The sequence below is a fragment of the Stenotrophomonas sp. ATCM1_4 genome, assembly GCF_004348115.1.
Taxonomy (GTDB): Bacteria; Pseudomonadota; Gammaproteobacteria; order Xanthomonadales; family Xanthomonadaceae; genus Stenotrophomonas; species Stenotrophomonas capsici.
Window position 1 is genome coordinate 3,427,315 of record NZ_QPFB01000001.1, and the last position, 13,065, is coordinate 3,440,379.

Below are 13,065 nucleotides of genomic sequence, written 5' to 3' on the forward strand. Positions count from 1 at the left end.
TCCCACCTGTTACTGGCATAGCGAAAGAAGATGAGCACCCATTCCGTCGAATCGATCAAGGCCAAAAGCAACCGCCTGCGCGGCTCCCTACTGGAAAGCCTGGCCGACCCGGTCACCGGCGCCTTGTGCGAGGACGACCAGACCCTGATCAAGTACCACGGCAGCTACCAGCAGGACGACCGTGACGTGCGCGACGAGCGCCGCCGCCAGAAGCTGGAGCCGGCCTATCAGTTCATGATCCGCACCCGCACCCCGGGCGGGGTGATCACTCCGGCGCAATGGCTCAAGCTCGACGCCATCGCCACCCGCTTCGGCAATCACTCGCTGCGCATCACCACACGCCAGGCGTTCCAGTTCCATGGCGTGATCAAGCGCGAGCTCAAGGCCACCATGCAGGCCATCAACGCGGCGTTGATCGACACCCTGGCCGCCTGCGGTGACGTCAACCGCAACGTGCTGGTCGCCGCCAACCCGCTGCTGTCCAGCGCGCACGCCACCCTGTACGCCGATGCCGCGCGCACGTCCGAACACCTGCTGCCCAACACCCGTGCCTACTACGAGATCTGGCTGGACGAGGAACGCGTGGCGGGCAGCGGCAGCGAGGAGGAGCCGATCTACGGCGAACGGTACCTGCCGCGCAAGTTCAAGATCGGCTTCGCCCTGCCACCGGTCAACGACGTGGATGTGTTCGCCAACGACCTGGGGTTCATCGGCGTGCTCGACGATGCCGGCACGCTGCTCGGCTACGACGTCAGCATCGGCGGCGGCATGGGGGCGACCCACGGCGACGCCGAGACCTACCCGCGCCTGGCCAACATCGCAGGCTTCATCCCGCGCGACGCCCTGCTCGACGTCGCCACCGCGGTGGTCACCACCCAACGCGACCTCGGCAACCGCGACCTGCGCAAGCGCGCCCGCTTCAAGTACACCATCGACGACCACGGCCTGGACACCGTGATCGCCGAGATCCAGCGCCGCGCCGGCATCGCCTTCCAGCCGCGCCGCTCGCTGCCGTTCACGCACAACGGCGACCGCTATGGCTGGAACGAGGGCGGGGATGGCCGCTGGCACCTGACCCTGTCGCTGCCGGCCGGCCGCATCGCCGACCTGCCCGGCGCGCCGCACCTGACCGCGCTGCGTGAGATCGCGCGCCTCCACGCCGGCGAGTTCCGCATGACCGGCAACCAGAACCTGGTCATCGCCGGCGTCCCCGCCGCACAGCGCGCGCAGATCGATGCGCTGGTGCGCAGCGCCGGGCTGGATGCCGGCAACCAGGCCCCCACCGCGCTGGCACGCGCCGCCATGGCCTGCGTCGCCCTGCCCACCTGCGGGCTGGCCATGGCCGAGGCCGAGCGCTACCTGCCCGACTTCAGCGCCAAGCTGCAGCCGCTGCTGGAACAGCACGGCCTGGCCGAAGCACCGATCCTGCTGCGCATCTCCGGCTGCCCGAATGGCTGCTCGCGCCCGTACCTGGGCGAGATCGCCCTGGTCGGCAAGGCACCGGGCCGCTACAACCTGATGCTCGGCGCCGACCATCGCGGCCAACGGCTGAACACCCTGTACCGCGAGAACATCACCGAGCCGGACATCCTGTCCGCGCTGGAGCCGTTGTTCGCCCGCTACGCCGGCGAGCGCACGGCGGACGAGGGCTTCGGCGACTTCCTGCACCGCGCCGGCATCGTCGACCTGCCGACCTACCCCACCCACCGCCAGATTCCCGTGGAACTGCACGCATGAGCGCCCTGCCCCGATCCTCGAACGATGCCATCGTCACCCCGCCGTTGCCGGATGACCTGGGCCCGCTCAACGCCGAGCTGGAGGCCCTGGACGCCGTCTCGCGCGTGCGCTGGGCGCTGCAGCATGCCCCCGGCACGCACGTGCTGTCGTCCAGCTTCGGCGCGCAGTCGGCGGTGACGCTGCACCTGCTCAGCAGCCAGCAGCCGGACGTACCGGTGATTCTGATCGACACCGGCTACCTGTTCCCGGAAACCTACCGCTTCGCCGACGAGCTGACCGACCGGCTCAAGCTCAACCTCAAGGTCTACCGCCCGCTGGTCAGCCGCGCCTGGATGGAAGCCCGCCATGGCCGCCTGTGGGAACAGGGCGTGGTCGGCATCGAGCAGTACAACAACCTGCGCAAGGTCGAGCCGATGAAGCGCGCGCTCGACGACCTGCAGGTCGGCACCTGGTTCACCGGCCTGCGCCGCAGCCAGTCGGCCAGCCGCGCCGGCACCCCGGTGCTGCAGCGGCGGGGCGAGCGCTACAAGGTCAACCCGATCGCCGACTGGAGCGACCGCGACGTGTGGAAGTACCTCAAGCAGCACGACCTGCCCTACCACCCGCTGTGGGAACAGGGGTACGTGTCGATCGGCGACTTCCACACCACCCGCCGCTGGGAACCGGGCATGCGCGAGGAGGACACCCGCTTCTTCGGCTTGAAGCGTGAGTGCGGATTGCACGAGGAAATCTGATCCGCGTCGCGATGCGCCCAGCGTGGCGCGGCACCCGTCAAGGCGGTGGTGGTCAACGCGGCACGGGCTTGGCGGCCGAGGCCGCTGCCGCCTGCGTTGCCCTCCCTTCCGCGCGGCAGAGGGAAAGGCCAGGGCGGGGGCTTCAGCCCTCGGCCTGCACCTGTTCCCAGAACGAGAGCAGCTCACGCAACGCGGGAGTGCCCTGCCCGGCTTCGGCGACGTCCTCCTGCAGCAGCTCCGCTTCACGCAGCCACTGCTGGTTGCTCAACTTCTGCAGCACGCTGCCCTCGGCATGGCTGCTGCCCATGTGCCACTGGCTGAAGTACAACTGGTCGACGTGCCCATCGTGCAGCACGCGCACGTTCACGTGCATGGTCGATGCCATGATGCGCTCGTAGACACGGGCCACGCCCTCCTGGCTGCCTTCGAAGTACTGGAAGAACTGCTGCCCGTCGTACAGCAGCACGCCGGTCACACCGGCCAGTTGGTTGTGCGCCCGCGCATCCACCAGCAGATGGTCGATGTCGGCCGGCGTCAGCCCGGCAACAGCGGTACTTGCATATGCCACCGCGCGATACGTCATGTCCGTGGAAAGCTCCGAGCCAATGCCTGCCGAGCATGCCATAGCGCCCCCACCACCGCGAGCGGTGGCGGGGGCGCCGTCCTCAGTACCGGTAGTCCAGCTTCAGCCACGCGGTACGGCCCGGCTCGTTGATCCGCACCGGGTCGGCCGGGAAGCCGAAATCGGCACTGCCGGCCAGGTTCAGGTGCTCGGCGTAGGCGCGGTCGAACACGTTGTCCACGCCGACGCTGGCGCGCAGGTGGTCGCTGATGCGATACGCGGCGTTGAGCGAAAGCGTGGCAAACCCGGCCGTCGGCCCAAGGTCGCGCGCGATCACGTTGCCTTCGTCGGTGGCCACCCGGTTCTGCCGGTGCACGCCCCGCAACAGGCCACCGACCGACCAGCGGTCATGCTCGTAGGACGCGTTCAGGCGTGCCTCCAGCGGCGGGATCTGCGGCAACGGCCGGTCTTCGCTGCGGTTCTCGCCCCACGCGTAGGCCAGCGTGCCGCCCAGTTTCCAGCCCGGCGCGGGTCGCCACTCCAGCCCCGCTTCACCGCCGGCGATCCGCGCCTCGACATTGGAGGCCTGCGTGGTGCTACCCATCATGCCGCCGCTGCGGTAGGCAAACAGGATGTAGTCCTGCAGGCGCCCGGCATAGGCCGACACCCAGGCATCCAGGCGTTCGCTGCGGAACTGCAGGCCCAGATCCAGCTGGGTGGTCTTCTCCGGCTGCACGCCGCTGAAGGCATTGGGGCTGTCCGTCGGCCCGCTGTTGGCGGAGAACAGCTCCCAGTAGTCGGGCATGCGTTCGCTGCGGCCCACGCCGGCATACCAGGTCCAGGCCTGGCCATGGTCGCGCTCGTAGCGCAGGAAGCCACTGCCCAGGGTTTCGTCACGGCGTTGGCCGGCGGTCGGGTTGGGCATGTTCATCATGCCGGTCGTGGCCCGGCGGTCCTTGACCTGCGCCGTGTCCACGCGCAGCCCGCTGACCCAGCGCTGCGCGGTACCTTCGCCAAAGGTCAACTCGGTGAACACGCCCTGGTTGCCGAAGTCCGCATCGCGCGTCCACGCCGCCTGCCGCCAGGTGCCGCGGCCCATGCCGTTGCGGCTGCGATGGCGGCTGTCCTGCGCATCCACGCCGGCAACGATGGCCACGTCCTGCCAACGCCACTCGCTGCTGACCCGGCCACCGGTGGTGCGCCGTTCGACGTTGGAGGCCATCGGCATCGGCATGCTGCTGTGCGGGTTCGGCGTGCGCAGCGTGTAGTTGTCCATCAGGTGATCGGCGTTGTTGTAGTACAGGTTGGCCTGCAGCTTGTCCCAGGCGCCGGGCAGGTTGTCCTTCTCGAAACGTAGCCCGTAACTGTCGCGCTTGAAGCCGGCGCCATCCATGCCGCGCCCGGCATAGCGGGCGATCGCATCGCCGGTGCCGGCACTGAGTTCGACCACGGTGTCGGCATCGGGCGTCCAGCCGATGGCGGCATCGGCATTCCACTTGCGCCAGCGCGACGGCACCACCGCGCCGTTGCCGTCGCGGTAGTCGTCCGATTCGGAGCGGTTGCCGTTGACGCGCACATAGCCCGGCGTGCTGCCAAAAGTGGCGTCAAGCATCTGGTCATTGCGGTTGTTGGAGCCGCCCAGCGCGCTGGCCTTCAACGCCATGCCCGGCGCATCGAAGCGGGGGGTTTCACGCTCGAAGCGCACCGTGCCGGCCGAAGCCCCGGCCCCCCAGCGCACGCTCTGCGGGCCCTTGATCACGGTCAGCCGGTCGTAGGTTTCCGGGGCGATGTAGGACAGCGGGTTGTCCATGCGCGAGGGACACGCGCCGATCAGGTTGCCGTCGTTGCTGAGGATGTTCAGCCGCGAGCCGCCCATGCCGCGCAGCACCGGGTCGCCATTGGTGCCGCCATTGCGGATCGCCGAAAAGCCCGGAACGGTCTTGAGGTAGTCGGCACCGTCACTGGCCGGCACCGGTTGCCGCGGCAGGCGCGGGTCGGTCACCCATTGCAGCGGCGAGGACGGCGCGGCGGCGGTGACCACCAGCGTATCCAGGGTCTTGGCCGGGTCACGCGCCTGGGCGTATCCCGGCGGTGAAAACAGCGCCATGCAGATGCAGGCAGACAGGCACGCCGGTGCACCCGGCATACGGGAAAGGGAAATCATGCAGTTCTCCAATACGACACAGCCGCGCCCTGCCCGATGACAGCGCGCGACGAAGGAATGAGGGGATGTCGTTCAGGAGAACAGCGGCGGGCCACGCACCGGGTGCGCGGGCCAGCGCAGGCTGGGCGGCAGTTGGATGCTGCGTGGTGAGGCCGGCGCAAGCCGGTATAACAACGGGGCCAGTACCAGCAGCACCGCCAACCATGGCAGCAACCGCGAGGCCATGGTGCAGTAGTCGCACGCCTCGCCGTGCGCGGCATGCGGATCGGGCGGCGCCTTGGCCGGCGCTGCGGGCGGCGCATGCCCGGCCAGGTGATGTGCATGCGCTGCATCGGTCATCGCCGCATGGCCAGCGTGCGCCCCCGGCATGGCCATCGCATGGGTGTGCTGGACGTGCCCGGCCTGCACCCAGCGACTGACCACCGGCGCCAATGCCATCAACAGCGTGGCGGCCAGGGCCAGATACAGCAGCAGGGTTTGAAAACGGGCCGTGCGCATGACCCGGGCATTCTATCGGCGCAGGCCAGGGTTACCGGTTCAGCGCAGGTGCGACCGTTTGCCGCACGAGCGCCACCTGCACCGGCCTCACCGCACCCAGCCCAGCCGCATGGCTTGTGCTTTCACCGCCGCCGCACAGGCCGGTGCCGCCGCCTGCAGCAGCAGGTGCGGCCCTTGCATGTCCAGGCAGGTGCAATCCGCCACGTTGCGTGTGATCAACCGCCCTGCGCCCGCGGCGAGCAGGCGGTCACCGCTCGCCCGCAGGTAGACCACCGGCACCGGGATGCGATGCAGCAGCCCGACCACATCCACCCGCATCGCCAGCCCGGCACGATGGCGCAGGACCTGCGGGCTGACCTGCCGCAATGCCCGCCGCAACGCACGGTCCAGCGCAGGCGAACTCCAGCGTCCCAGCAACCACCAGCGCAGTACCGCCAATGGCACGCCGTGCACCGGTGCAACACGGGTGATCGGGGCCAACAGCCGCGACAACGGCACCGGCGCACGCGCGAACGTGGTCGACAGGACCAACCCGCGCAGGTTGGCGGGCGGATCGGCGGCGATGGCGATCGCCAACGGGCCGGAGAAGGATTCCCCCAGCAACACGAAGGGCGCTTGGTCGGGCAAAGCCGCACGGACCCGCCGTTCCAGTGATGGGTAATCCAACACGGCGTCGGCGGGATAGGCCATCACCTGCACCGTGGCAAAGGTGGTGCCCAGCGCTGCGATGAAGTCCTCGTGCAGGGTTCCCGTACCGTCCAGGCCGGGAAGGATCACAAGCCGGGTCACGCGCATCTCTACGGGAGTTTCGATGAGGATACGCTGCACGCAGGTGCCGGGGACGCCGATCAGTTCACCGCGATCGCATGCCGCACCTTGAGGGCGCCGTAGCAGAGGTCGCAGACGATGGCCATGTCGTTGAATGCGGCGAAGGCCTCGGTCAGGCCGCGTTCCTGCTGGAACTTTTCCTCGCAGCGATGGCACCAGGCCTGCAGGTTGTTGGGGTCGCTGCTGTTCTCGATGAAGCCGGTGGGTGCCCCTTCGGCCCGCAGCATGTGCTGGCAGACCACCGCCGACACCCGCTGCCCATGCGGGCCGCAGTTCACCATGAGGGGTTCGTTCTCGTCCATGTGGGTTCGGCTCCTTGCTGAAAGGGGAAGCACTGCATCACTTCTCCGGCAATGGTTCCAGATAAGCCAACGACAGGGACCGGAAGGATGCCCTTCAGGGAGGTAGGCCAACGGCGTGGACGGACCGCAGCCCGTTTGCGCCCCTTGCTTTGGCGCAAACGGGGAGAAGATCCGGAACAGGCACCGTCCCGCCTTCGCGGCGGAAGCCGCGCCTGCCGTCAGCTCAGCTGGTGATCGTCTGGGTCAACGATTCCCAGGTCGGCGGCGTGGGCCAGTTGGCCTCCTGGTTGCCGTCCAGCACGCGACGCAGGTCGCGCTTGTCGATCTGCGGGGCGAGCACGTGCACCAGTTCCAGTGCGTAGTCGCGCAGCACGCGGTCGCGCGGCAACACCGCCCAGGCAATGCACTCGGGGATCGCGGCCGGTGCCGGCCAGGCGCGCAGGTCGGTGTCGTTGCCGCTGACCGCCATTTCCGCCAGCAGGCCAACGCCCAGGCCTGCACGTACGTAAGTCTTGATCAGGTCCGCATCCAGCGCGGTCAGCGCCAGGTCCGGCTCCAGCTCGCGCGAGGCAAAGGCGCGTCGCAACGACGAACTCGGCCGTTTGGAAGATTCGTAGCTGATCAACGGGTAGTCGGCCAATGCCGCCAGGTCCGGCACCGTGCCGGCCCGGTCCAGCGGATGGCCCTTGGGCACCAGCACCAGGCGACGCCAGCGGTACAGCGGCACCGCGATGCCGGTGGTGGGCTCGCTGCCGGCGGTGCTGATCACCGCGATGTCGGCATCGCCCTGGCTGAGCAGGTCCAGCGCATCGCTTTCGGCCGCCTGCTGCAGGTGCACGCTGACCTGCGGGTAGGCCTGCTTGATGCGCGCCACCGCCGGCGGCAGCACGAAGCGCGCCTGCGTGTGGGTGGTGGTCAGGATCAACTGGCCATGGCTCTCGCGACGCTGGTTGGCCGCGTAGGTGCGGATGTTGTTGGCCTCGGCCAGCACCGCACGCGAACGGCTGATCACTTCCTCGCCGGCCGGGGTCACCGATTCCAGGCTGCGCCCCTTGCGCACGAACAACAGGAAACCCAGCTCGTCCTCCAGCTGCTTGAGCTGCTTGGACAAGCCCGGCTGCGTGGCATGCACGCGCGTGGCCGCGAGCGTGATGTTGAGCTCGGCGTCGGCAATGGCGACGAGGTAGCGCAGTTGGGTCAGGGTCATCGCAGCAGGACAGGGAGAGGCGAAGGTGAGGCAACCGACTGTAGGTTAAATCCCACGAACAGCTTTATAACCAAAAGAGATAAGCAAGGCGACGCAAGTCATTTCCGGCCCATCGAGGGCAACGCTACGGTCAGCGGCCTCTCCCTACGATACCGCGCCACTGCCTTGGACGCCCCCCTGTTTCCGCTGTTTGCCGACCTCTCCGGTCGCGCCGTGTTGGTGGTGGGCGGCGGCGCGGTGGCCGAACGCAAGGTGTCGGCGCTGCTGCATGCCGGTGCCCGCCCGCGGGTGGGTGCTCCGGAACTGACGCCGCGCCTGCGGGAGCTGGCCGATGCCGGCCACCTGCAGTGGCTGCAGGGCAGCTTCGAGGACGCCTGGCTGGGCAAGGACATCTGGCTGGTCGTGGCGGCCACCGACGATGTCCCGACCAACCGCGCCGTCGCCGCCGCCGCAGGGGCACAGCGACTGTTCGTGAACGTGGTCGACGATGCCCGCCTGTCCAGTTTCCACGTGCCGGCGGTGGTCGAGCGCGGGCCACTGCAGATCGCCATTTCCAGCGGCGGTGCCGCACCGATGGTGGCCCGCCACGTGCGCCGCCAGCTGGAGCAGTTGTTCGACGGTGCCTGGGGCCAGCTGGTGGAACTGGTTGGCCGCCACCGGCGCAGCATCCGCAGCCGTTTCCCGGAGCTGGGCGCACGCCGCCAGTTCTTCGACCGGCTGATCGAGAGCCCCCTGCTCGGCCTGCTGCGGCGTCGCCAGGACGGCGCGGCCGATGCCCTGCTGTCCGAGGCCATCGCCGGCACGGTCGCTCCGGCCCAGGGCTCGGTGGTGCTGGTCGGCGCGGGCTCGGGCGACCCCGGGCTGCTTACGTTGGGGGCACTGCGCGCACTCAACCAGGCCGACGTGATCCTCTACGACCGCCTGGTCAGCATCGAAGTACTGCAGTTGGCACGTCGCGATGCCGAGTACATCGAGGTCGGCAAGTCGGCCAAGGGCCACAGCACCGCGCAGCAGGACATCCATGCGCTGATGCTGGAGCACGCCAGTGCCGGCCGCCGCGTGGTGCGCCTCAAGGGCGGGGACGCCTTCGTGTTCGGCCGCGGCGGCGAGGAACTGCAGTTCCTGCGTGCGCATGGCGTGCCTTATGAGGTCGTGCCCGGCATCACCGCTGCCCTGGCCTGCGCCGCGTACGCCGGCATTCCGTTGACCCACCGCGACCACGCCCAGCAGCTGCGCCTGGTCACCGCGCACTGCAAGGACTCGATGGACACGCTGGATTGGCCGGAACTGGCCAAGGCCCGGCAGACCCTGGTGTTCTACATGGGCGTCGGGGCGCTGGAACAGATCCAGGCACGCCTGCTCGCTGCCGGACTGGCCGCCGGCACGCCGTTCGCGCTGATCGAGAACGGCTCGCGCCGCGAGCAGCGGGTGATCACCGGCCCGCTGCATGCCCTGCCCGAAACCGCCCGGCAACACCAGGTGCAATCCCCCGCACTACTGGTGCTCGGCGAGGTGGCGGCGTTGGCCGACGAGCTGCACTGGTTCGGGGCCGCGCCGTTGCACGGCAGGACCACCCCGCCCTCACCTTCCACAAAGACGCCGCCGACGACACTGGCCGACGCCGCCTGACCCCCTCTTCCCTGGAGAACCCCATGGCCATCTACAACAGCATTCTGGACACCATCGGCAATACCCCGGTAGTCAAACTCAACCGCCTGGCGCCGGCTGGCGTGGATGTGTACGTCAAGGTCGAGTCGTTCAACCCGGGCGGCTCGGTCAAGGACCGCCTGGCCCTGGCCATCATCCTGGACGCCGAGAAGAAGGGCCTGATCAAGCCCGGCGACACCATCGTCGAGGCAACCTCGGGCAACACCGGCGTGGCACTGGCCATGGTCGCCGCCGCACGCGGCTACAAGTTCGTCGCCACGATGGTGGAAACCTTCTCGGTCGAGCGCCGCAAGCTGATGCGCGCCTATGGCGCCAAGGTCATCCTGACCCCGGCCGCCGAGCGTGGCAGCGGCATGGTGCGCAAGGCCAGGGAACTGGCCGAGCAGCACGGCTGGTTCCTGGCCAGCCAGTTCGCCAATCCGGCCAACCCGGCCTTCCACCGCCAGACCACCGCCGCCGAGATCCTGCGTGACTTCGCCGGCAAGCGGCTGGACTACTTCGTCAGCGGCTGGGGCACCGGCGGCACCCTGACCGGCGTTGGCGAAATACTGAAACTGGCCCGCCCGGAGACCCGCATCATCGCCACCGAGCCGGCCGGCGCCGCGCTGCTGGCCGGCAAGGACTTCACCCCACACAAGATCCAGGGCTGGACCCCGGACTTCGTGCCGGAGGTGCTCAACCGCGAGGTCTACGACGCGCTCTACTCGGTGCAGGACGAGCGCGCCATCGAGATCGCGCGCCGCCTGGCCGCCGAGGAAGGCATCTTCGTCGGCATCTCCTCCGGCGCCACGGTGGCCACCGCGCTGGAAGTGGCGGCCAAGGCCGAAGCCGGCTCGGTGGTGCTGGCGGTGGCCCCGGATACCGGCGAGCGTTACTTCTCCACCCCGCTGTTCGCCGACGTCAACGATGGCTCGGACGACGACTGGCTGGCCGGTCTGCCGTAACCGCCATTACTGGATGCATCCGTCGAAGGCCGCCTCCGGGCGGCCTTCGTGTTTGCCGCCCGCGACGTGAAGACGAATCGCGCCCGATGAGACGGGACCGGTGCAGACTGGCCGCGGGCAGGTCGCCCGGGTGTGCCGTCACACTTTTCTCATACAGGGAGCGGGAAGATCACAGCCATGAGCATCGAAGTCTGGCAGGGCGACATCACCGAACTGGCGGTTGACGCCATCGTCAACGCGGCCAACGAAACCCTGCTTGGCGGCGGCGGTGTGGACGGGGCCATCCATCGCGCGGCAGGCCCGGGCCTGCTGGCCGAGTGCGAGCGCCTGCCGGAACTGCGGCTGGGCGTGCGCTGCCCGACCGGCGAGGTCCGCGCCACCGACGGCTACAACCTGCCGGCCCGCCATGTGTTCCACGCGGTCGGCCCGGTGTGGCGCGACGGCCGTTATGACGAGGCCGCGCTGCTGGCCAACTGCTATTGGCAGTCGCTGCGGCTGGCCGAACAGATGGGGCTGGAATCGATCGCATTCCCGGCCATCAGCTGCGGGGTGTACGGCTACCCGCTGCACCAGGCCGCGACCATCGCCGTCACCGAAACCATGACCTGGCAGAAGAGCCACCCGCACCCGCTGCGCATCATCCTGGTGGCGTACAACGCGGCGGCCTTCAAGATCTACCAGCAGGCGCTGGCCAGGGAAGGCCTGAGCAGCGAGCCGGCGGCACCGCCGCTGGTGCCACTGGTCGGGCTGGCGGCCGGCTGAGGCAGTCCTTCCGGTTCAGGAACGGCCCTTCCCCTGCCTGCGGCACAGGGAGGCGGTGGTCATGCGCCGTCGAGGATTCCGGGCAGGCCGGGACTGCATCCCGGCCTGCCGATCAGATCTGGCCGCCGGTGCCGTAGACCCACGCATCGAAGAACGGCTGCAGCGATCGCCCTGCCGCCGCTTCCATCGCCTGCTGGAAATCCCGGGTCACCACCGAGCGCCCGTCATTGGCCTGGGTATAGGCACGCAGCCCCTGCCAGAACACCGCCTCGCCCAGTTCGCCGCGCAGGCGATGCAGCACGTAGGCGCCCTTCTGGTAGACCACGGCGCGGTCATCGGCGCTGGGCCTGTTCCAGTCCGGATACACCAGTGCGCGGTCCGCCCCGCTCTCGCGCAGCGTGCCGATGCGTGCTTCCCAACGCGCCACCATCTGCTGGTACGCCGCCTCGCCCTGCGCATGCTGCAGCCACGCGGCGGTCATGAAGTTGGCCATGCCTTCGTTGAGCCAGAAGTGCTCCCAGCCCGCGCAGGTCACCCGGTTGCCCCACCATTGGTGGGCCGCCTCATGGGCCAGCAGGCCCTGCCGGCCCGGGTCGTCCAGCAGCTCCTTGCCATAGGCTTCGGACAGCAGCGAAAGCCCCGCCATTTCCTGGCCGATCGTGCGCGCCACCAAGGCCTGATGATAGTCGCCGTTGTAGGCCAGTCCGGCGCGTGCGGCGAAGAAGTCGAGCATGTCACCGGTGGCGGCGAACACCTGCGCCAGCTCAGCATCGGTGCGGTCCACCGAATAGAAGTGCAGGTCGATGCTCCCGTGGCGCTGCTGCACGTGCCGGTACGGGCCGGCGGCGAAACCATAGACATAGCCCGGCATCGGCGTGCGCAGCCGCCAACGGCGCTCGATGCGGCCATCGTCGAGCAGGCGGGACGGCATCACCTCGCCTACCGCGGTGGCCTGCACGGTGCCTGGCAGGCGCAAGGCAAGGTCCAGCGTGGCCCGTGCATCCGGCGCATCCAGCGAGGGCATCCATTGGCTGGTGGAGAAGACCGTGTAGGCCTCGTTGCGGGCGGGTGCGAACTCCAGCCCGAACGGTGGCTTGCCGTGGTAGCGCAAGGCCACGCTGGACGTTTCACCCGGTGCCAGTGGCGCGGGCAAGGTGATGCGCAGCTTGCCTTCGCCCTGCGTGAAGTCCAGCGGGGCTTCGCCCTGGCGTACCGCCGCAATCTGCAAGGCGCCGCTGTCCAGCTCCAGCTGCTGCAACGGCGCATCGCCGGCGCGGAAGCGCACGACCTGTTCGCCCTGGATTTCACCGGCGGCGATGTCCAGGTCCAGCATGGTCTGGTAATGCAGCACCTGGAAGTTCCGCTCCGCCGAGATGCCGGACAGCGGCAACCACAGGGCCAGTGCCCACCACCACCGGTGCTGTTTGCCTTCGCGCATGTGCTGCTGCCTTGTTCGGGAAGTCGCGATTGTAGGGGCAGGTTGCTTCTGGGGCTCCCCCCTCCCCAGCCCTCCCCTTGGCTGCGCCAAAGGGAGGGAGCAGTCCCGCGCGATCTGTCAGGTCATCGCAGCACTCGCTTTGGTGCCCCTCCCTTTGGCGCAGCCAAGGGGAGGGCTGGGGAGGGACAAGCTTTTCCTTCCAACAAACGCAGAAACGAAAA

The 13,065-nt window shown here is 68.8% G+C and carries 12 protein-coding genes; 5 read left to right on the forward strand and 7 right to left on the reverse strand.

The genetic code is table 11. The annotated features are described in order from the left end of the window. The first annotated feature begins 30 nt into the window (after positions 1-30). Complete coding sequence (gene cysI / locus ATCM_RS15695) at positions 31-1,737, forward strand: assimilatory sulfite reductase (NADPH) hemoprotein subunit (RefSeq protein ID WP_132865415.1); 1,707 nt, start codon at positions 31-33, stop codon at positions 1,735-1,737. After that, on the forward strand, positions 1,734-2,471 hold the full coding sequence (locus ATCM_RS15700; protein ID WP_132865416.1) for a phosphoadenylyl-sulfate reductase: 738 nt from the start codon (positions 1,734-1,736) through the stop codon (positions 2,469-2,471). The genes cysI and ATCM_RS15700 overlap by 4 nt, the downstream gene beginning before the upstream one ends. A gap of 142 nt (positions 2,472-2,613) precedes the next feature. On the opposite strand, the gene ATCM_RS15705 is transcribed toward ATCM_RS15700, so the two are convergent. The 6 genes from ATCM_RS15705 to ATCM_RS15730 all read right to left on the reverse strand — a co-directional run bounded on the left by ATCM_RS15705 (position 2,614) and on the right by ATCM_RS15730 (position 8,032). Further along, entirely contained in the window at positions 2,614-3,054 is a 441-nt protein-coding gene (locus ATCM_RS15705; RefSeq protein WP_165931199.1) for a BLUF domain-containing protein, read from the reverse strand. Positions 3,055-3,136: 82 nt separating this feature from the next. After that, on the reverse strand, positions 3,137-5,140 hold the full coding sequence (locus ATCM_RS15710) for a TonB-dependent copper receptor (RefSeq protein ID WP_243694106.1): 2,004 nt from the start codon (positions 5,138-5,140) through the stop codon (positions 3,137-3,139). A gap of 129 nt (positions 5,141-5,269) precedes the next feature. Further along, a complete protein-coding gene (locus ATCM_RS15715) occupies positions 5,270-5,695 on the reverse strand; it encodes a DUF2946 family protein (RefSeq protein ID WP_132865419.1) in 426 nt (141 codons plus the stop codon). A gap of 87 nt (positions 5,696-5,782) precedes the next feature. Next, positions 5,783-6,484, reverse strand: a complete 702-nt coding sequence (locus ATCM_RS15720; protein WP_132865420.1) for an alpha/beta hydrolase — start codon at positions 6,482-6,484, stop codon at positions 5,783-5,785. Between the two features lie 59 nt (positions 6,485-6,543). Then, the gene (locus ATCM_RS15725; protein ID WP_132865421.1) at positions 6,544-6,825 is read right to left on the reverse strand and encodes a hypothetical protein; all 282 of its coding nucleotides are present in this window, start codon (positions 6,823-6,825) and stop codon (positions 6,544-6,546) included. A 223-nt stretch (positions 6,826-7,048) separates the two neighbouring features. Beyond that, a complete protein-coding gene (locus ATCM_RS15730; RefSeq protein WP_132865422.1) occupies positions 7,049-8,032 on the reverse strand; it encodes a LysR family transcriptional regulator in 984 nt (327 codons plus the stop codon). 165 nt (positions 8,033-8,197) lie between these two features. On the opposite strand from ATCM_RS15730, the gene cysG reads away from it, so the two are divergent. The 3 genes from cysG (at position 8,198) to ATCM_RS15745 (ending at position 11,406) form a co-directional block, all read left to right on the forward strand. After that, a complete protein-coding gene (cysG, locus tag ATCM_RS15735; RefSeq protein WP_243694033.1) occupies positions 8,198-9,661 on the forward strand; it encodes a siroheme synthase CysG in 1,464 nt (487 codons plus the stop codon). 23 nt (positions 9,662-9,684) lie between these two features. Continuing rightward, on the forward strand, positions 9,685-10,644 hold the full coding sequence (gene cysK, locus ATCM_RS15740) for a cysteine synthase A (protein WP_132865424.1): 960 nt from the start codon (positions 9,685-9,687) through the stop codon (positions 10,642-10,644). A 177-nt stretch (positions 10,645-10,821) separates the two neighbouring features. Beyond that, positions 10,822-11,406: an O-acetyl-ADP-ribose deacetylase gene (locus tag ATCM_RS15745; RefSeq protein ID WP_132865425.1), complete on the forward strand. Its 585-nt coding sequence runs from the start codon at positions 10,822-10,824 to the stop codon at positions 11,404-11,406. Between the two features lie 112 nt (positions 11,407-11,518). Here ATCM_RS15745 and ATCM_RS15750 read toward each other — a convergent pair whose 3' ends face one another. Further along, positions 11,519-12,844 carry a M1 family metallopeptidase gene (locus tag ATCM_RS15750; RefSeq protein WP_132865426.1) on the reverse strand — a complete coding sequence of 442 codons (1,326 nt, stop codon included), beginning with the start codon at positions 12,842-12,844 and terminating at the stop codon, positions 11,519-11,521. Positions 12,845-13,065: the final 221 nt, after the last annotated feature.